The 19764-nt window shown below is 64.0% G+C and carries 20 protein-coding genes; 4 read left to right on the forward strand and 16 right to left on the reverse strand.

Annotated features, from left to right (window positions below; all coding sequences use genetic code 11):
- The first annotated feature begins 147 nt into the window (after window positions 1-147).
- The 4 genes from MOK15_RS20280 to MOK15_RS20295 all read left to right on the forward strand — a co-directional run bounded on the left by MOK15_RS20280 (window position 148) and on the right by MOK15_RS20295 (window position 2250).
- Window positions 148-1620: an aldehyde dehydrogenase family protein gene (locus tag MOK15_RS20280; protein WP_242933493.1), complete on the forward strand. Its 1473-nt coding sequence runs from the start codon at window positions 148-150 to the stop codon at window positions 1618-1620.
- Between the two features lie 66 nt (window positions 1621-1686).
- A complete protein-coding gene (locus tag MOK15_RS20285) occupies window positions 1687-1974 on the forward strand; it encodes an antitoxin of toxin-antitoxin stability system (protein ID WP_242933494.1) in 288 nt (95 codons plus the stop codon).
- A complete protein-coding gene (locus MOK15_RS20290) occupies window positions 1971-2144 on the forward strand; it encodes a type II toxin-antitoxin system RelE/ParE family toxin (RefSeq protein WP_242933809.1) in 174 nt (57 codons plus the stop codon). Before MOK15_RS20285 ends, MOK15_RS20290 begins: the two co-directional genes overlap by 4 nt.
- Window positions 2110-2250 carry a type II toxin-antitoxin system RelE/ParE family toxin gene (locus tag MOK15_RS20295; RefSeq protein ID WP_242933495.1) on the forward strand — a complete coding sequence of 47 codons (141 nt, stop codon included), beginning with the start codon at window positions 2110-2112 and terminating at the stop codon, window positions 2248-2250. Before MOK15_RS20290 ends, MOK15_RS20295 begins: the two co-directional genes overlap by 35 nt.
- A gap of 9 nt (window positions 2251-2259) precedes the next feature.
- Here MOK15_RS20295 and MOK15_RS20300 read toward each other — a convergent pair whose 3' ends face one another.
- The 16 genes from MOK15_RS20300 to MOK15_RS20375 all read right to left on the reverse strand — a co-directional run bounded on the left by MOK15_RS20300 (window position 2260) and on the right by MOK15_RS20375 (window position 19644).
- Window positions 2260-3396, reverse strand: a complete 1137-nt coding sequence (locus MOK15_RS20300) for an FAD-binding oxidoreductase (RefSeq protein ID WP_242933496.1) — start codon at window positions 3394-3396, stop codon at window positions 2260-2262.
- Window positions 3393-4766 (reverse strand): NAD(P)/FAD-dependent oxidoreductase, encoded by a 1374-nt coding sequence (locus MOK15_RS20305; RefSeq protein ID WP_242933497.1) that lies wholly within the window; start codon window positions 4764-4766, stop codon window positions 3393-3395. The genes MOK15_RS20300 and MOK15_RS20305 overlap by 4 nt, the downstream gene beginning before the upstream one ends.
- Window positions 4748-5053 (reverse strand): (2Fe-2S)-binding protein, encoded by a 306-nt coding sequence (locus tag MOK15_RS20310; RefSeq protein ID WP_242933498.1) that lies wholly within the window; start codon window positions 5051-5053, stop codon window positions 4748-4750. The genes MOK15_RS20305 and MOK15_RS20310 overlap by 19 nt, the downstream gene beginning before the upstream one ends.
- A complete protein-coding gene (locus MOK15_RS20315) occupies window positions 5050-6870 on the reverse strand; it encodes an ABC transporter ATP-binding protein (protein ID WP_242933499.1) in 1821 nt (606 codons plus the stop codon). The genes MOK15_RS20310 and MOK15_RS20315 overlap by 4 nt, the downstream gene beginning before the upstream one ends.
- Window positions 6867-7694: an ABC transporter permease gene (locus tag MOK15_RS20320; protein WP_242933500.1), complete on the reverse strand. Its 828-nt coding sequence runs from the start codon at window positions 7692-7694 to the stop codon at window positions 6867-6869. Before MOK15_RS20320 ends, MOK15_RS20315 begins: the two co-directional genes overlap by 4 nt.
- Window positions 7691-8671: an ABC transporter permease gene (locus MOK15_RS20325; protein WP_242933501.1), complete on the reverse strand. Its 981-nt coding sequence runs from the start codon at window positions 8669-8671 to the stop codon at window positions 7691-7693. Before MOK15_RS20325 ends, MOK15_RS20320 begins: the two co-directional genes overlap by 4 nt.
- Window positions 8671-10212, reverse strand: coding sequence for an ABC transporter substrate-binding protein (locus MOK15_RS20330; RefSeq protein WP_242933502.1), 1542 nt, complete (start codon window positions 10210-10212; stop codon window positions 8671-8673). Before MOK15_RS20330 ends, MOK15_RS20325 begins: the two co-directional genes overlap by 1 nt.
- The gene (locus tag MOK15_RS20335) at window positions 10212-11492 is read right to left on the reverse strand and encodes an FAD-binding oxidoreductase (RefSeq protein ID WP_242933503.1); all 1281 of its coding nucleotides are present in this window, start codon (window positions 11490-11492) and stop codon (window positions 10212-10214) included. Before MOK15_RS20335 ends, MOK15_RS20330 begins: the two co-directional genes overlap by 1 nt.
- A gap of 6 nt (window positions 11493-11498) precedes the next feature.
- Entirely contained in the window at window positions 11499-12185 is a 687-nt protein-coding gene (locus MOK15_RS20340; protein ID WP_242933504.1) for a haloacid dehalogenase type II, read from the reverse strand.
- Between the two features lie 220 nt (window positions 12186-12405).
- Window positions 12406-13332 carry a glyoxylate/hydroxypyruvate reductase A gene (locus MOK15_RS20345; protein WP_242933505.1) on the reverse strand — a complete coding sequence of 309 codons (927 nt, stop codon included), beginning with the start codon at window positions 13330-13332 and terminating at the stop codon, window positions 12406-12408.
- Window positions 13333-13432: 100 nt separating this feature from the next.
- Window positions 13433-15580: a TonB-dependent siderophore receptor gene (locus MOK15_RS20350; RefSeq protein WP_242933506.1), complete on the reverse strand. Its 2148-nt coding sequence runs from the start codon at window positions 15578-15580 to the stop codon at window positions 13433-13435.
- A gap of 325 nt (window positions 15581-15905) precedes the next feature.
- Complete coding sequence (locus MOK15_RS20355) at window positions 15906-17117, reverse strand: heparan-alpha-glucosaminide N-acetyltransferase domain-containing protein (protein WP_242933507.1); 1212 nt, start codon at window positions 17115-17117, stop codon at window positions 15906-15908.
- A 25-nt stretch (window positions 17118-17142) separates the two neighbouring features.
- Window positions 17143-17742: a hypothetical protein gene (locus MOK15_RS20360; protein WP_242933508.1), complete on the reverse strand. Its 600-nt coding sequence runs from the start codon at window positions 17740-17742 to the stop codon at window positions 17143-17145.
- 10 nt (window positions 17743-17752) lie between these two features.
- Complete coding sequence (locus MOK15_RS20365) at window positions 17753-18487, reverse strand: HupE/UreJ family protein (protein ID WP_242933509.1); 735 nt, start codon at window positions 18485-18487, stop codon at window positions 17753-17755.
- Between the two features lie 3 nt (window positions 18488-18490).
- A complete protein-coding gene (locus tag MOK15_RS20370; protein ID WP_242933510.1) occupies window positions 18491-18871 on the reverse strand; it encodes a hypothetical protein in 381 nt (126 codons plus the stop codon).
- Window positions 18872-18900: 29 nt separating this feature from the next.
- Window positions 18901-19644, reverse strand: a complete 744-nt coding sequence (locus MOK15_RS20375; protein ID WP_242933511.1) for a DUF4198 domain-containing protein — start codon at window positions 19642-19644, stop codon at window positions 18901-18903.
- Window positions 19645-19764 lie beyond the last annotated feature (120 nt).

The raw sequence follows: 19764 nt of genomic DNA on the forward strand, positions 1-19764 counted from the left end.
CCGGACATTAGGGGGCCGCGCCAAGCATTGGCTGCTGCCTTCGTCCTGTTTTTGGAAGAATATCGCGCGGATTTTCCTGTGCAATCGCCACAAATGCCGTCGTGCACGCCTATTCTGCCGCGAAGTCCGAATAAGGAGACAAGGGCCGTGACCGGTTTCGACCCCGATCAGATCAGCGTGGCGCAGGCGAATAATTTCATCGGCGGCCGCCGGGTGGAAGGGCGCGGCGCGGCGATCGCCGTCCGCCGTCCTTCGGACGGTCGGGTGCAGGCGGATCTCGACAGTGTGGACGCGGACCAGCTTGCCCAGGCGGTTGAAAATGCGCAGGCCGCCTACAAGGGCAGCGGCTGGGCGCAGGCCGACCCGCGCGGGCGGATGAAGGTGCTGCGTCGCTGGGCTGACCTGATCGAGGCGGATGCCGCTCAACTCGCGCCGCTGGAAGCGCTGGGTTCGACCCGGACGATCAACGAAATCAATGCCTGGGATCTGAGCTATACCGCCGAAACGATCCGCTTCTTCGCGGAGTGGGCCGACAAGGTCGGCGGCGAAGTCGCGGCCACCACGCCCGACAAGCTCGGCTTCACCATCGCCGAACCCTATGGCGTGGTCGCGGCGATCGCGCCGTGGAACCTGCCGCTGGTCATGGCCGGCTGGAAGATCGCACCCGCCATCGCGGCGGGCAATTCGGTGGTATTGAAGCCCTCGGAAATGACGCCCTTCAGCATCGTGCGCCTGGCTGAACTGGCGATCGAGGCGGGGCTGCCCGCTGGCGTTTTCAACATTGTGCAGGGGGATGGCCGATCGGTCGGCGATCCGCTGGTGCGTCGTCCCGAAGTAGCGAAAGTCACCTTCACTGGCTCGACCTGTACCGGAGCTGCGATCATGGCGGCCTGCGCGCAGACCGGGCCGAAGCCGGTCACACTGGAACTGGGCGGCAAGAGTCCGCAGATCGTCTTCGCCGATGCTGGGATCGACAAGGCGGCGGCCTTGGTCGCGCGCGCTATCACGCTCAACGCCGGGCAGGTCTGCGTCGCCGGATCGCGGCTGCTGGTGCAGGATAAGGTCGCCGACCAGGTGATCGACCGCATCCTGTCCGCCTTCGCCGCGCACAAGGCGGGGCCGACCTGGCGCAGCGACACGACGCTGGGTCCGATCATTTCCGAAGGTCAGCTCGATCGCATGGAAGGCATCGTCAAGCGCGCGGTGGCGGACGGTGCCGAACTGCTGGCGGGCGGCGGCCGGGCCACTGCGCCGCAGGAAGGCAGCTATTTCGCGCCGACCCTGCTCGCGAATGTCGATCAGAAGAGCGAGGTGGTGCAGGGTGAGGTTTTCGGTCCCGTGCTGACCGTCCAGACCTTCACCGATGAGGCGGAGGCCTATACGCTGGCCAATGACAGCGACTATGGCCTGGCCGCAGGCGTCCATACCGGCGACGTGGCCAAGGCGCTCCGCGCCACCCGCGCACTGGAGGCGGGCACGATCTGGGTCAACCGCTATGGTCGTAGCAACGACTTCATCCTGCCGACGGGCGGCTATAAACAATCGGGCATCGGCAAGGATCTGGGCCGCGAAGCCTATATGGCGAACCTCAAGACCAAGACGGCGCTGATCGAATTTTGATCCTTTGGCGTCATCATTCCATGTGTTACATTGCACTTTGTTGGCAAAACATGGAATGATGACGCCGTGAATGAGGCAACATTTACCTTTCGCGTCGACGAACAGTTGAAGAGCCAGTTTGCGCGCGTCGCCAAGGCGCGAGATCGGTCCGGTGCTCAGTTGTTGCGCGATTTCATGCGCGACGTTGTGCGACACGATCAACTGGAAGATTCTCATGACGCCTGGTTCCGACGTCAAGTCGAAGCCGGGCGCGTGTCCGCACAGGACGGTGCGATGACCTCCGGGGAAGATGTCGAGGCGCATTTCGCCGCGCGACGGGCCGCCACCCTGCGGAAGATCGATAGCGGAGAATGAGACTGCGCTGGACGGCGGAGGCGGTCGCCGACCGCGACGCCATCTATGACTATGTCGAAGCACGCAATCCTCGCGCCGCGCTCAGGCTCGATGGTCTGTTCTCGGAAAAGGCCCTCCCTGGCCGATCATCCTGCCATGGGCCGGCCGGGGCGGGTCGCGGGGACACGTGAACTGGTGGCGCACCGCAATTATATATTGGTCTATGATGTGGCCGAGAGCGAAATACGCATTTTGCGTTTGCTCCATGCGGCGCGCCGATGGCCTCCGTCCCGATGAATCTTCACTTTATTGCTGGTCAGCAAACCGTCCGATCCTGTACGGTTCCATCGGGATATCCGTCGCGCTCTTGGCGATGATTTCCGCCATCGTCTCGCCCACGCCTGGCCCGATCTGGAAGCCCGATCCTGAAAAGCCGAACGCATAATAAAGCCCGCTGGTTGTGGCGCTCGGTCCCATGACCGGCTGGCTGTCGGGCATATATCCCTCGATCCCGGACCAGACGCGGATGATGTTGAGCTTGCCCAGTTGCGGCGCGAGCCGGCGGATCTGCTTCAACTGGCTCAGCGTATTTTGCGGTTCGACATAGGCGCGATACTGGTCGGGGAAGGACGGCCCACGCGTGCTGCCGCCCAGCACGATATTACCGCGCGCCACCTGGCGGAAATAGACCGTTTCCTCCTCCAGCGGCGTCATCACGCCGACGGCGGGATGGATCGCATAGGGCACCGGCTCGGTGACGCTCATATTCGGGCCGCGCGGGATGATCGGCACCGGTTCGCCGAATTGCGAGGACAGCGTATTGCCCCACGCGCCCGCCGTCACCAGCAGGATTGGCGCGCGGAAAGTCCGCCCGTCCGCCGCCGTGACAACGAAATCCTCGCCCAGCTTCTGCGCGTCGACGATCTTCGTATTCTCATGCACCACCGCGCCTAGTTTCTGCGCGGCACGGGCGAAGGCAGGGGCGGCTAGGCGCGGATTGGCGTGGCCATCCAGCGCCGAATAGGAACCGGCCAACACGTCCGGCCCGAAGAAGGGGAATTTGCTGCGCAGCGCATTGCCGCTCAGCAGTTCGAGATCCAGCCCTTCCAGTCGTGCCTTTTCGGCATAATCCTCCATCGCGCCGACCAGTTCGGGCCGCTCGCGATAGCAGACACGGATATGCCCCGACTGGAGATATTCGACCTCCGCGCCCAGCAATTCGCGCGACTTGCGCCAGATGGCGATGGCGCGATTGGCGAGCGGGAGTTGATGGAACGGCCGCCCCTGACGGCGCACATTGCCGAAATTGGTGCCGCTCGCCTGCCGCCCGATCAGATCGGTTTCCAGCAAAGTGACCGACAGCCCATGACCGCGCAGGAACAAGGCGGCCGACGATCCCATCAGCCCGCCGCCCACGATGATGACGTCGCTCGCGCCGCTCATTCTTCTTCTCCGATCGCGATGGTCAGCGGCTTGACCGGCGCCTGTCCGCGCAAACGCCCGACCTGTTCGACCGGGATGCCGGCTTCCGCCGCGATCAGCTCTGCGGCGGCCAGGCCGCAATAGCGCCCCTGGCAGCGGCCCATGCCGACCCGGCTGAACGCCTTGGCCCGGTTCGCTTCCTGCGCGCCCGTTTCGCGCATAACGCCACGCAGGTCGCCCGCCGTCACGCCCTCGCAGCGGCACAAGATCGCCTCGTCGGGCAGATCGGCAGCCTGTTTGACCGGCCAGGGGAAAGCCGTGGCCAGCCCGCGCGCGAACTTCGCATAAGTCGCGACATCGCCGCGCAACGCCGTCATCTCGCCCTTGTTTGCCGGCAGGCCCAGATCGTCCAGGGCCGCCAGCGCCGCCAACTTCCCACTCGCTTCGGCCGACCGCGCGCCCAATATCTTGGCGCCGTCGCCCGCCAGATAGATGCCTTCGACACTCGCGCGCCCGTCGCCGTCGCGGTCGGGCAGCCATTGCCGGGTGAGGGGATCGAAGGAGAAGGCGCAACGCGCCAGATCGGCCAACTGCGTTTCGGGCCGCAGATGATAGCCCATCGCCACCGCATCGCAGGCAATGTCTCGTTCCGTGCCTCTGCCATCGCGGAATCGAAGACCGCTGACTCCCGTTTCGGGATCGCCTATGATCTCCACCGGCGTCACGCCATGATGCATCGCCACGCCCGCTCGCTTCAGCGCCTGCGTCAGCTTCACCCCGTTCCACAGTACCGACGGCATCGCCAGCAGGTCCGGCAAGGCCCTTATCCGCGTGGAGAAGGGCGATGTGTCCAGCACCGCCGCGACATTTGCGCCCGCTTCCACATATTGGCTGGCGACCAGATAGAGCAGCGGTCCCGACCCCATGAACACGACCCTGTGCCCGATCGACACGGCTTGCGACTTGAGCGCCACCTGCGCGCCGCCCAGGCTATAGGCGCCCGCGAAGTTCCAGCCCTTGATCGGCATCAGCCGATCGGTCGCCCCGGTGCAGAGCAGCAGCGCATCGAACGGCAGAGCGTCCTGACCCGTCGCTCTCGCTGTCCAGACATGGCGGCCCGCAATGTTCCACACCAGCGTTTCGGGCCGATAGTCGATGCGGTCCCGGATCATATCGAACGCGCCATGCACTGCCTGCGCCCGCCCTGCTTCGGTGCCGTAGAGCTTGGCATAGGACCTGGTGAAATGATCGGGCTGTCGCCGATAGATCTGTCCTCCGTCACGCCGTCCCTCGTCGATGACCACGGGCCGTAGTCCTGCCTCCACGCAGGCCTGCGCTGCGCGCGTGCCAGCCGGTCCCGCGCCGACGATGATTATCCGTGGCTGGGCCATGACGCCTCCGGCTGGCTGGTGACGATCCGCTGGCCGGGTGCCGCCAATGTGGAGCAGGCGCGCAACCGGTCGCCATTTTCGGTCCAGACCCAGCAATCCTGGCACGCGCCCATCAGGCAGAATCCCGCCCGCTTCTCCGGCCCGAACTCACTCTGGCGCAGCGTGCCGCCGCTGGCGAGCAGCGCGACCATCAGCGTATCGCCCTCCAATGCTTCGACCGGCCGGCCGTCGACATATAGGGTCACAGATGGGCGATCGGTTTCGCCCAGTCGAACGAACCGGCTCATGACGCGATCAAACCTTCATCTCCATGGTGGCACAATATGCGGCTGACCCCGGCCGATCCTTTATCCAGCGGATGGCGGGGTGGCGGGGTGGTGTTGCAAAGCCCATTCACGCGCACAGCGCAACGGGGCAGGAAGCGGCAGAGGTCGGGATGATCCCCGGCCATGCCGATCGGCGGTGGCGACTGTCCGGCATGGCTTTCCTCCAGCCAGCCCGCGCGCATTTCCGGCACCGACCCGATCAGCAGGTCGGTATAGGGGTGGAAGGGCGCCGCCTGAAAAGCCGCGCGCGGCCCCATCTCGACCATCGTCCCGGCATAGAGGACAAGAATATCGTCGCAGATCGCCCGCACGGTCGAAATATCATGGCTGATGAACATGGTCGCGATCCCCAGTTCCCGTCGCAGCTCCGCCATAAGGTCGAGGATCGCCGCACCCACCACCGTATCCAGCGCCGACGTCACCTCATCACACAGGATCAGTTGCGGGTCGGCGGCCAGTGCGCGGGCCAGATTGACGCGCTGCTTCTGGCCCCCGGAAAGACCCCCGATATTGCGGTCGATGAGGCTCGCAGGCAGGCGGATCAGATCGAGCAGCTCCAGCACCCGCATGTGTGCGGCATTGCCCTTGAGGCCGTGATAGAAGGCCAGCGGCCGCTCCAATATCTGCCCCACGCTATGCGCGGGATTGAGCGCCGTGTCGGCATTCTGGAACACCAGTTGCACCCGGCGGAACTGCTCGCGGCTGCGCCCGGCCAGACCCGGCGGCAACGGTTCGCCGTCCAGCAGCACCTGTCCGCTCGCGGGCGGCAACAGCCCGGCAATGACCCGCGCGATAGTGGATTTGCCCGATCCGGACTCGCCGATCACCCCCAGCGTCGCGCCGCGCTCGATCGTCAGGTTGATATCACGCAGCACCGGCACGCGCGGCCGTCCATCCTTGCTGATCTTGCCATAGCCCGCCGTCATGCCCCGGATCTCCAGCAGCGGCGCGGAGGGCAGGTTGGCCTTCGCGGGCGTCGGCCGGATCGCCGGGCGCGCGGCGGCCATCAGCGTTCGGGTATAATCGTCGGTCGGCGCGTGCAATATCTGGGCCGCCTCGCCCGCCTCGCGGATGCGCCCCTGACTGAGCACGACGATCTGGTCCGCCATCTGCGCCACCACTGCCAGGTCGTGCGAGACGTAGATGGCGGTCGCCCCGCGCTCCAGCACTACTGCCTTGAACGCGCGCAGCACCTCGATCTGGGTGGTGACGTCCAGCGCGGTGGTCGGCTCGTCCAGGATGACCAGTTCGGGATCGGTGATCAGCGCCATCGCCGCCATCAGCCGCTGCAACTGCCCGCCCGACAATTGATGCGGGTAGCGCGACCCGATCGTGTCGGGGAAGGGCAGGGCGAGCGCGCGGAACAGCTCAACCGCTTTCGTCTCGGCCTGTGCGCGCGACATCAGGCCGTGGATCAGCGCCGGTTCCACAACCTGATCCATGATGGTGCGCGACGGGTTGAAGGCGGACGCGGCGCTCTGCGCGATATAGGCGATGCGGTTGCCGCGCAGGCTGGCAAGCCCCTTGGCGTCGAGCGCACGAATGTCGGCGTCGCCCACGCGGATGCTGCCACCCGCAATTGTCGCGCCCGGCCGGGCATGGCCCAGCAGCGTCAGCGCGATGGTGGTCTTGCCCGACCCGGATTCCCCGATCAGCGCCAGCACTTCGCCGCGCTTCAGCGCGAAATCGATGCCGCTGACGATGGGAAATGTCTCGCCCGCCGCATTGCGCGCGGTGACGGTCAGGTCTTTCACCTCGACATGGATGGTCTCGCTCATACACGCTTCCCCTGACCGGGCAGCGCATCGATCAGCAGGTTTACTCCCACGGTCAGCGTGGCGATAGCCACGGCGGGGGCGAGGATGGCGAGCGCGCCTTCGCCCAGCCCCGAAATATTCTCGCGCACCAGCGATCCAAGATCGGCGTCGGGCGGCTGTACGCCCAGCCCCAGGAAGCTGAGGCCCGACAGCAGCAGCACGATGAACACGAAGCGCAGCCCGAAATCGGCGAGCAGCGGGTGGATCATGTTGGGCAGGACTTCGGCGATGGCGATGTGAAACCGCCCTTCGCCTCGCGCCTTCGCCACCTGCACATAGTCCATCTGCGCCAGATTGACCGCCAGCGCGCGGGCGATGCGATAATTGCCCGGCACATAGGTCAGCGCCGCGATCAGCAGCAACAGCGGCAGCGACGATCCGAACGCCGCCACCAGCACCAGCGAGAAAATCTTCGACGGAATGGAGATCAGCATGTCCATGAAGCGCGACAGCGGCTCGTCCACCTTGGGGCCGCCCACCGCCGCGGTGAGCGCCAGTGCCGTGCCGGTCGTGCTCGCCAGCAGCGCGGCGGCGGCGGCCAGCGTCACCGTATAGCGCGCGCCCCAGAGCAACCGGCTCAGCACGTCGCGGCCCAGATAGTCGCTGCCCAGCATATGGGCGGCGGACGATCCGTCGAACACGTCATAGGCGACGAACGCGCCAACCGGATAGGGCGCCAGCATCGGCCCGAACAAGGCGGCGAGCAGCCAGAACAGTACCAGCGTCAGGCCGATCTTGCCCGACAGCGGCAGGGCTTTGACCCTTCGGAGAGCGGCGATCCTCATTGCGCGCGCAGCCTGGGGTTGGCGAGGATCGCGGTCACGTCCGCGATCAGCATCAGGATCAGATAGGCGGCGCAAAATATCATCGCGCAGGCCTGGAGCAGCGGCATGTCGCGGCTGGTGACGGCATTGACCATCAGGCTGGCTAGCCCCGGATAGTTGAAGATGGTTTCCACGATCACCGCGCCGCCCAGCAGATAGGACAGGCTCAGCGCCATGGCGTTGACGATCGGCGCGATCGCATTGGGCATGATATGTTTCAGCACGACCTGCACCGGCGCGACGCCCTTCAGCACTGCCATCTCGACATAGGGCCGGTCCATCTGGTCGATCACCGCCGCCCGCGTCATCCGCGCCATCTGCGCGATGACGATGACGCTCAAGGTCAGGATCGGCATGGCGACCCCGCGCAGATAATCGCCCCAACCCATCTCGTCCGACACCAAAGCGATCGAGGGCAGCCAGCGCAGCTTGACCGAAAAGATCAGCACCGCGATCGTCGCGACCAGAAATTCGGGCACCGCGACCATCGAAAGAGTGGCGATATTCAACGCCCGGTCGATCCGTCCGCCCCTGTTCATCGCCGATCCGATGCCGATCGCCAGCGCCACGGGCACGGCGACCAGCGCCGTCAGCGCGGCCAGCAGCAGGCTGTTGGGCAGGCGGCTGGAAATCACCTCGGACACCGGCATGTTGGCGACCAGCGACTGGCCCGGATCGCCGCTCAGCATCCCCGTCAGCCAGCTTGCGTAACGGACCGGCGCGGGCCGATCGAGGCCCATTTCATGGCGCAGCGCCGCAACCTGCTCGACCGTGGCGCTTTGCCCCAGCGCTTCCTGCGCGGCATCGCCGGGCAGCAATTGCGCGATGACGAAGATCGTCACCGACACCAGGAACAGCGTCAGCAGCGACGATGCAAAGCGTTTGCCGATCAGGACCAGCGCGGCCTTCAGGCCGCTGGAAGTCGCAGCGCCTGCCATCAGCCTTCCCACCACACATGTTCTGCGAACTGATAGCCCATCAGGCCGCCCAGCGACACGGGATGCAGCCCTTTGAGCCGCCGGTCATAACCGTCGATCAGGCTGATGAAGACCGGAATGCCCACGCCGCAATGGGCGCGGACCAGCCCCTGCATCTCGCCGTAAAGCTGCTTGCGCCGGGCCTGATCGGATTCCCCCCGCGCTTCCAGCAACAGCCGGTCGAAACGCGGATTCTTCCATCCGCTCTCGTTCCACGCCGCATCGGATTTGTAGAAAAGGCTGAACAGCAGGTCGGCGGTCGGGCGCGGGTTGGTGTTGCCGAAGCCCAGCGGGTGCTTCATCCAGTGGGTCGACCAATAGCCGTCCGCCGGCACGCGATTGACCGCGAGGTTCAGGCCGACCCGCGACCCATATTCCTGCAATATCGACGCCATGTCGACCGATCCGTCCGCCGCTGGCGAGGCATAGACCGGCAGGCGAACCCCACTCAGCCCCGCCCGTTGCAGATGCCAGCGCGCCTTGTCCAGATCGAGTACGGTCTGCGGCAGGTCGGCGCGATAATAGGGGTGAAAGGGCGGGATCGGCTGGTCGTTGGCGATGGTTGCATAACCGCGATAGAGCGCCCGCTTGATCAGCGGCCGGTCGATCAGATACTTCATTGCGGCGACGAAATGCGGGTTGCCGGTCGGCAACTGGTCCTGCCGCATGATGATGTTGGTGTAGAGGCCCGACTGGGTTTCCAGCAATCCATGGCCGCGCGACGCCACGATCCGCTTGGTCGATCGCGGATTGACCGCAATCACCAGTTGCACATCGCCCGACAGCAGCGCGTTGACCCGGCTCACCTCGTCGGGAATGCCGATCAGCTCTATCTCGTCCAGCCAGGCCTTGCCCGATTTCCAGTAATTGGGGTTGCGCCGCACCAGCGTCCGCACGCCCGGCCGGAACTGCGTGCACATATAGGGGCCGGTGCCGTTGGCGGTGCTGAAATCGCGCGTGCCCGCGCGCAGGATCAGGAAATGGGATTGCGCCAATATGGCGGGCAGATCGGCATTGGGGCCGATCAGGCGGATGATGACATCCTGCTTGCCCGCCGCCTTCACCTCCGCGAACTGTTCGGCGATCGGCGCCATCTTCGAACCCGTCGCGGGGTTTTTGTGCCGCAGCAGCGACCAGACCACATCCTGCGCGGTGAGCGTCGCGCCATCGTGAAAGGTCACGCCCTTGCGCAGCCGGATATGCCAGATGGTCTGGTCGTTGCTCACGATCCGTTCGGCCAGCGCCGGGCGCGCGATCAGGTCGCCGCCCATCACGGTCAGGCCGCTATAGAGCATATAATGGCGCACATAGTCGGTCGACAGCGCGCCCTTGGCCGGGTCGAGCGTGTCGGCGGTCGAGCTGGAGAGGCTGGCGACGCGGATGCGTCCGCCCCGGCGCGGCTTGCTGGCGGCCAGCGCGCCTTCAGGCAGCAGCAGCCCGGCGCCCCAGCCCAGCCCTGCGCCGATCAGCCCGCGTCGGGAAAGGGCGGCGAAATCCTCCATCAATGGATCAGATCCTGCCATTTATACCACAGGCCCACCATCGGCAGGAACCAGGGCTTGCCGAAATGGCCCGGCACGCTCGGCCAGTCGAGATTACCCCAGGGATTGGCGGTCGCATCGCCGCCCATCACCCGCGCCATCTGCTGCCCCATATAGGTCGCCATCTGCACGCCATGGCCGCTATAGCCCATGGAATAATATAGCCCGTCTTGTTCGCCCGCACGTGGCAGGCGGTCGGCGGTCAGGTCCACCATCCCGCCCCAGACATGGCTGATGCCTACGCTCTTCAACGCGGGGAACATCTCGCCCATCGTCTGTTCCAATATGCGCCCGCTCTTCTGGTCCGACCGGGGATCGCTGATCGCAAAGCGCGCGCGCCCGCCGAAGATCAGGCGATTGTCAGGCGCCAGCCGGAAATAATTGCCGATATTCTTGCTGGTCACATAATTGCGGCGGCCCGGCAGCAACCGGTCGACCAGCGCATCGTCCAGCGGATCGGTCGCGATGATGAAGCTGCCGACCGACACAATCCGTCGCCGGAAAAAGCCGAAGGGCGCGGTGGCCGGCGCACCGCCGGTCGCGACTAGCAGCTGCGCTGCCACGACCCGCCCCTTGGGCGTCGTCACCCGCCAGCCGCCCGCCACGTGATCCATGCCGGTCACTTCTGCATTCTCGAAAATCTTCGCACCTGCCCGCGCCGCCGCCTCGGCCAGGCCGACGCCGAAACGTCCGGGATGGAGTTGCGCGCTGGTCGTCTGGATCAGCGCGCCGTGGAAAGCATCCGACCCCACTTCCTCAGCGATGCGTTCGGGCGGCACCAGCCGGACATTCTCGTCCACTTCCGCCGCCAGCAGGTCATGCGCGCGGACCAGCTTGTCATAATGGGCGGGCTTGGCCGCCAGTTTCACCCGGCCGCACCGGCGAAAGGCGCAATCGATGCCTTCTTCCGCTGCGATCCGTTCGACCAGGTCGACCGCGTCGCAATGGACGCGATAATAGGCCTTGGCGATGTCCTTGCTGAACCGCGCGGACAGCGCCCCATAATCGTGGGCCGTGCCGTTGTTGCACTGGCCGCCATTGCGTCCCGAAGCCTCTCCGGCCACCCGGCCTCTCTCCAGCAGTATGACGCTCGCGCCTTGCTTGGCCAGCGCCAACGCCGCCGACAGCCCGGTGAAACCGCCGCCGATGATGGCGACATCCACCTTGCCCTCGACCGCGCCTTGCGCCCCGCCGGTAAAGGCGGGGGCGCTGGCCAGCCAGTAGGAGAGGGGGGAGGTCATGTTGCCTTACAGGCCCACGACCGCCGGCAGCGCGCCGATATGCGGGATTTCGACGTCGCGATAAAAGGCGTTGGATGGCTCATGCCCGCGTCCCACGAACACACGGCAGCCGAAATGCAGGTCGGTCGCCGTATTCTGGTCGTATCGGAAGCTGGAGGAGACATGCATCATCTCTTCGGGCTTCGCGCCGAGCTGGTCGAACATATATTCGAACGCCTGCATCCGTGGCTTGTAGGCCTGCGCCATCTGCGCGGTATAGACCGCGTGGAAGGGCGCGCCCAGCATCCCGACATTATGATGGATCTGGTCGTTCATCGCATTGGACAGGATGACGAGCGGGATCTTGTCGCCGATCTTGCCAAGGCCGCCCGGCACATCCTCATGCGGACCCCAGGTCGGTACGGCATTGTAGACCGCATCCGCATCGGCTTCGCGATACTCGACACCCCATTTCTTGCAGGTGCGGGAAAGCGAGTTGCGGATGATCTCCTGATAGGGTTCCCACGGACCCATCACCTGGTCGAACCGGTATGCGCCCCAGTCCTTGCAGAAGGCGGGCAGGTTTTCCGCCGCGACGCGATCGGCCATGAAGGCGGTCGCCATCTCGGTCATGCGGAAACGGGTCAGCGTGCCATAGCAGTCGAAACTGATATATTTGGGCCGGAAATTGGGCATCGGCGGAACGTCCTTCATGGGTTCGACGGAGGGCTTGGAAAGCCCTGTGACAAGAACATTACGGCATGGCGGAGCCGGAACATGCGCCCGATTGCTCCGGGTCGGGACGCAGATTCACGACTTTATCGCGATCCTTTCGGCATAGTTTGCCGCGCTCCCGACCGGGCCGCAATCAGCACGTCCGGCCGGGACAAAAAGGGACGATCGGGCGGATCGGACGGCATGGAATATCGTCCGTTCAATAACCTCGATTGCGCGCGACTTCACCGTCCAGCGGTTCACCCGCCTCATGACGCCGGATATTGGCGATCAGGACGCGGGCGGCGCTGTCCGCACGGGTCATGCTGGCGACATGGGGGGTGATGATGATGCGGGGATGCGCCCAAAAAGGGTGATCGCCGGGCAGCGGCTCAGGATCGGTGACGTCCAGGACCGCGCCGGAAAGATGCCCTTCGTCCAGCAAGGACAGCAGATCCTGCTCCACCAGATGACCACCTCGCCCGACATTGATGAGGGCCGCGCCTTTCGGCAGTCGGGATAGGCTATCCCGGCACAAAATGCCGCGTGTCGCGTCGGTCAGCGGCAACAGGCAGATGAGGATGTCGCATTCCGCCAGAAACGCCGCCATCCCCGCCGCGCCCGCATGGCAGGTCACGCCGTCGATCTGGTGGGCGGAACGGCTCCATCCCGACAGCGGAAAGCCGAATGGGGCGAGCGCCTTCAGCACCGCCTGCCCCAGATTGCCCAGCCCCATCACGCCCACCCGCCGCTCGCCCGCCGGCACCAGCTTGATCGGCGACCAGCGCGCTTCGCCTTGCGCCACGCGATAATCGATCAGGTTCCGGTGCAGCGCCAGTGTGGCCATCGCTGCATATTCGACCATGCCTGCGGTGATGCCCGGCTCGATCATGCGCACGACGCGGACATGGGGTGGCAGGCGGGTCATGTCGAACTGGTCGATCCCCGCGCCGATCGAAAACAGGATTTCGAGGCGCGGCAGGCTGGCGATCAGTTCAGCCGACGGGCTCCAGGCCGCCAGATAGCGGACGGCGGCGGGATCATGCGGCTCCGACGGATCGGCAAAGCCGACATCGGGCGCTTCCGCCGCAAAAATCTCGCGCCAGATGCGGCCGCGTTCGGGATCGGATGTGTAGAGCAGGGTCATGCAGGCGACCTTCGGGCAAAAAAGAAGCCGCCGATACCCTCCCACCTTGGAAGAAGAGTAGCGGCGGCCGTCGGGACATGTCCGTCCCGACCGTCATTCATCAGAAATTGAAGCTCGCCCGCACCGTGAACTGGCGCGGCGCGCCAGGCTGGACCCACAGAGCCGCATAGGAGCTGGCATAATATTTCTTGTTGAACAGGTTGTTGACGTCCGCCGACAGCTTGATCTGATCGGTGATGTTGACCGACCCCAGCACCTTGGCGATGGTGTAGCTGGGCAGATAGAAATCCGCCGCCGTTTGACCGAGGCGCTTGCCGACATGGGTCACGCCCGCGCCCAGCATTGCGTCATGATTGCCGATCGAGAAATTCTTGAACAGCAGGGCATTGCCCTGATGCTTGGGAATGTTGATCAGAGGATCGTTCTTGCTCACCCCGGCGGAGAGATAGTCGTCCGCCCAGCCCGCATCGGTATAGGCATAGGTCGCGAACAGTTCGAACCCGGCGGGCAGCTTGGCGTTGACGTCGAACTCCACCCCTTGGCTTTTGGCCGCGCCGACCGCCATCGACAGGCCGGTCAGCAGATCGGCGGTCAGGACGTTGCTCTTCTTCATCTTGTATAGCGAGAGCGTGCTGGTGAGCCTGCCATCCGGCGTCACGAACTTCGCACCGACCTCATAGCTTTTGCTGATTTCCGGGGCGAAGGGATTGTTGTTTACATCGACGCCGCTGTTCGGCCGGAATCCTTTGCCATAATTGGCGTAGAAGGACAGGCTTTGCGTCGGTTCGAACACCAGTCCCGCCATCGGGCTGAACTTGGTGTAGGATGCAGGGTTTGTCGTCCCCAGCCGGTTGTCGATATTCTGGCTGAAATCGTCGTATCGGCCGCCAAACCGCACCTTGAACTGTTCGGTGATCTCGATCTGGTCCTGTGCGTACACACCCCAGGCTTTCTGGACCTCCGTCGAATTCTGGATCACCGCAGTCGGTGTCGGCTCGGCAATATCATAATCAGGGTTAAAGATGTCGATCGAATAGGACTGGTCCGTGGCGGTCGGGCGATAACGGGTCTGGAACGTCTTGATCTTGAAACGATCCCAGTCCGCGCCGATGCGGATATTGTGGACGATGGAACCGGTTTCCAGCTTGCCGCTGATTTCGCCACGGAACACCATATGCGTGGTGCTGTAATCGCGATAACGGCGCTGGCGCGACAGGGTCCGCCCGTCATTGTCCAGAAGCTGACGGCCCATGGCCAGTTCGGGATCGCTGGAATAGCCCTCGAACGTCGTGTCCTTATATCCAGCGCCCAGCATCAGCGTCCAATCGTCATTGAAGTCATGCTGATATTGCGCCTGGTGGCCCAGCACGCCGATCTTGATCGGACCGTCATTCGGGTTGCTCAGGAAACGTGAATTGGGGATAGCGCCCAGATTATAGCTGGTCGTGCCGTCGGCGCCGACGGTCGGGATCGCCACCACGCCCCGGTCGAACGGCACTTCCTGCTTCACATATTCCAGTTCGTAGGTGAAGATATCCTTGTCCGACAGCTTCGCCATGAAGGACGGGGTCAGCGTATATTTCTGCGTCTTCACCGTGTCGCGGAAACTATCGGCCTGTTCGGATGATCCGTTGATGCGCACCGCGATACTATCGGTGAGAGGCAGGTTATAATCGCCCTCCACCCGATAGGTTTCCCAGCTCCCGGCGGAAACGGCGAAGCTGCCGCCTTCCTTGAAGGTCGGCTTCTTGGTGACGATGTTGATCGTGCCGCCCGGCTCGCCGCGCCCGAAGATCGCGCTGTTCGGGCCTTTCAGCACCTCGATCCGCTCGACGTTCGACGCATCGCGCGGGCCGCCATAGCCGCGCCCGCCGTTGAAGCCGTTGACCAGGAAGCCGCTTGGGAAATTTTCGTCGCCGGCAAAGCCGCGAATGGCGAAACTGTCCCACAGGCCGCCGAAATTATTCTGCTTCGACACGCCGCTCGCCAGTTCCAGCGCGGTGTCGAGCCGGGTGATGTTGAGGTCGTCGAGCAGCTTGCCTTCCAGGAACTGCACCGCCTGCGGGATTTCCTTGACCGGCGTGTCGCCGAAATATTGGCGCTTGAGGCCGGTGACGACAATGTCGCCGTCGGCTGTTGCCGCGGCCGGCTCCTGCGCCTGGGCGGCGGAGGATAGTCCGACTGTGGACAGGGCGATGGTGGCGGTGCTGGCGATGAACGCCAGGCGGAGGGCCGGTATAGTGCGCATGATGCTGTAACCCCTTATAAAATCGCTATTCCCTAATGTCCTGCGAAACGGGGAGGCCGGATTATGTCTTTCCCAAGCAGGCTTTTGCCTGTCGTCGGGGCCGGTCCTTGGGTGATTGGCCACCTCTTCCTTGGGTTCGAGGCTAAGTTGAGTGACGGAAATATTACGTCAAACTTGGCTCATAAGACGGCGCATAATTGTGAATCGCAGGCTCCTACGGCAGGAAAATGCTGCGCCCCATGATGCGGTTCGAAGGCGCGAGAAGGCTGGAAAATGGCCGCCTTCCTGTGATGGAAGGCGGCCCAGGCGACCCGACGCAGGACCGTCAGAGATATTTGAGCCACCAGATGTCCTTGCGGCGTTGTTTGAGCTGTGCGAACCAGCGGGTGGGGAAATAGAGGATCGGGATCAGGATGAAGACCCAGATCCAAACCCAGCGCAGATGATCGACGCCGAATACCGCGCCCTTGGTCGGGCCATACATCAGCAGCGCGACATTATAGATGGCCTTCAGCACATAGAGGTGCAGGACATAATAGAACATCGGCGCGCCGCCCAGCAGGGCAAGGTGCGGCATCAGCTTGCTGCCCTCGAATCGTTCGAACAGCGCCAGCAACAGGCAACCGGCGCCGACGGTCGGCATCAGGAACAGCAAGGAAGGCGGATATTTGGTCAGCGCCAGAAAGCTCATCACCGTGCGCAGCGGCGTTTCCGCGACGAACCAGGGCTTGTCCCCGTAAAAGTTGAGATAGCGGATGACGACGAAGCCGATGAGGAGGCTGAGGCCCAGCGTCACCAGCAGCCTGATGCGCCGTTGCGGGTCGCTGCCGCGCGCGAACCAGGGGCCGCAGGCATAGCCGAGCAGGATCACGCCGATCCACGGCAGGATCGGATAGGTGGTCTTAACCGCGATGCCGCCGACATCGATCAGCGAACGCTGATGCAGGATCGCCCAGAACGCATAGCCCGGCTGATCCGCCGTCAGCCGGATCGGATCGAGCAGATTGTGCAGGCAGACGATGGCCAGTCCGACCGCGAATTGCGCCGGGCGTGGGAGATGGAGCAGCGCCGCCAGCGCGATCATGCTGATGCCGATTGCCCAGATCACCTGCAACCAGATCGCCGTCGGTGGAAAGGCGGGCGCCTGCGTCGGCCAGGCATAGCCGACCACGGTGAATTCCAGGACGATCAGGAACAGGCCGCGCTTGAACAGGAATTCCGACACTTGGCGCTTGCTGTGCGACTGGCCATAGAGCCAGGCGGACAGGCCGGTCAGCGCGACGAAGGTCGGCGCGCAGAAAGTCGACAGCAACCGCGTGAAGAACAGCCCCGGATCGGTCGTGTTGGCGTCGACCGGGTCCGTCACCTGCAAATGCAGGAACCAGGTTTCGCGGACATGGTCGACCAGCATGAACAGCATGACCAGCCCGCGCAGCGCGTCGATCGCGATCAGGCGCGTGCGCGTCTTTGCCGCGTCGAGCGGAGATGCGGAGGCCCGAAGGCCGATGGGGGGTGCGTGCCCCGCGATACTGCTCATGATGCTGTCCCTGATTGCGCCGTCTTCACTCGCCCTTGGGCTGGAAGAGATCCTTGTAGAAACCAACCGTCTTCACGGTGACGGTGACGGGCGTGTCGCCCTTGTTACGGAAATACCAGCCATGGGTGCCGTCGAAGGGGGCAGTGAAATCGCCCTGGCCGCCGGTCATCTCCAGTTCTTTCCAATAATCGGTGAACTCCCCCTCGGCGGCCTGCGCCTTCTCACCGTGCATTTCGGCCTTTACCGGGCCGCCGGTCGATTTCCAGGTGAAGATGAAGCTGTCGCCCTTGGCCATATGCGCCTTCACCTCGCGGCCGCTGTGCGGTTCCAGCGTGATGGTCATCTCATCCTGCCGCCAGGCGGCGGGTCGGGCGATCGTTGTCTTGGTCGGAATCTCGACATCGGCCGGGGCGGCGGCTTCTGTAGCGGGCGCGGCTTCCGCCTTGTCCGCCACCATGCCGGTAAGGCCCAGCGCGCTGCCGACGCCGGTCGGGTCGACGCCATATTCGGCCGGCAGCACGAACAGGGTGACGATGGCGATTGCGGCGATCGCCGCGCCTCCGGTCGCCTTGGCCAGCGTGGCGGGCGATGGGCTGATCCGGTTGGGAAGGGTGGTTGCGGTCATGTCAGGCCCCCTAGGAAATAGAACCGGCTGTGAAATAGCCGGCAAGCTGATAGCCGATCAGGACGAAGCCTGCGGTCATCAGCGCGGCGTTGGCGACGATGGCGCTGCGGTGAAAGGTCGAAGTCATGCGCCACAGGTTCATGAGGAGAAGGATGATCGTCAGCGCCATGAACTGGCCCAGCTCGACGCCGACATTGAAGCTTATGAGATTGTATATCATTCCATCTTTGGCCAGTGTCAACTCCTGCAACTTGGTCGCCAGGCCGAAACCGTGGAAGAAGCCGAAGATCAGCACCGCCGCCTTGGGATTGGGCGATATACCGAACCAGGTCTTGAACCCGTCCAGATTGTCGATCGCCTTGTAGACCACCGACAGGCCGATAATCGCGTCGATCAGGAAGGGATTGGCGCGGATGTCGAGCAGCACGCCCAGCAGCAGCGTCGTGCTGTGGCCGATGGCGAACAAGGTTACATAAGCGCCGACATCCTTCAGCCGGTAGAGGAAGAAGATGACGCCCGCCAGGAACAGCAGATGGTCGTAGCCAGTGACCATATGCTTGGCCCCCAGATACATGTACGGGATGATGTTGATCCCCGACGCGCCTTCGATAAAGGCCTTGTCATTCTCGTTGACGCCATGCGCCCAGAGCGTCGAACTCAGGAACGCCAAAGCCAGTCCCAGGAGCAGCAGCGCGATCCGCCGCATGGTCCGGGATGGGATCGGGGGGCGGATCGCAAGGAACATGGCTTATTGCGCCTGGAAGGTGGCGAAGCTCTTGGCTCCGCTCTTGTCGACCAGCGCGACCACCAGCTTGGCGCCCTTGGCCGCCTTGAAGCCCGGTGCGCTCAGCTTGTTGCCGCCGGCGGGTTTCAGCGCCGCTTCGGTCTTGGCGCCGGCGGCGGTCTGGGTCAGCTTGGCGGTGAAGCCGGCGGTGGCCAGCGGCTCATCCTCTTCGCTGAGGTATACGTCCACGCCCTTGGGACCGGCCACCAGTTCGATCATGGTTTCGCCGGTCATCTGGACCAGGCCACCATGCTGCGGTTTCATGCTGCCATGGGCGTGCAGCATGGCGGGGGCCGCCATCAGCGCCAGCCCGGCGATCATGGTGCGGAAAACAACGGTCTTCATGGGGACTCTCCTGGTCGAAAGGGTGAAACTCATTCCGGCAGATGGGGCAGGACGAAGGATAGCGAGGCGCGATATTCCTCATGATCCACCTTCTTGTCGGTCGTCTGGCCGACATAGATGGCCATCAGCACATTGATGCCCTGGTTGCGCAGCGTGATGGTCGCGGTGCCGTCCGCGCCGGTCTTGGCGGGCGCGGCTTCGTCGGGATCGTTGACATAATCCTGCATCACGGTTGCGCCCGCGATTGGCTGGCCCTTGTAATAGACGCGCACCTTCATCGGCGCGCCCATCTTCTGGGGGATGTCGATGCCCACCGGCACGATCTGCAGCATATGGCCTTCGAACAGCGGAACCGGCTTGGTCGGGACTTGCGTCAGATGGACGGCATATTTGAAATTATGCTCGGCCAGTGTGGCGTTGGGTACTTCGTCGCGGCCCTTATTGTGCCATTCGCCGTCGGGCGTCTTGCTCCAATAGCCATAGTCCATGATCGCGGCGACGGCGGCGACCGGTTCGTCGCTGTCCACGACCGGGATCACGCCCGCCGCGCGCAGCGACGTGTTCACCGGCGCCCAGTCGCTGTCATAGCCGGTGATGGTCTTGACCAGTGGCAGGCGCTTGACCGCGTCCAGGTCATCGGCGCCCACGCCATAGATCAGCGCCAGTTGTCGCGCCCGTTGCGCGAACCAGATGCCGTGGGCATCCGCTGGAACGGTCATGGCGGCAAGGGTGACGGCGCCGATGGCGGCCGTAGCAAGGCGTTTGAAAGCCATCCGGTACTCCTCGATAATGGGTGGTCCCTGGGAATCGAGGCTATGCTGCGCGCACGACCGAATGTTCCGAATGTGTGAAATGACTAGGTATAAAATGTCAAAAAGAGAGGGCCGACGAAG

Source organism: Sphingobium sp. BYY-5 (genome assembly GCF_022758885.1).
GTDB lineage: Bacteria > Pseudomonadota > Alphaproteobacteria > Sphingomonadales > Sphingomonadaceae > Sphingobium.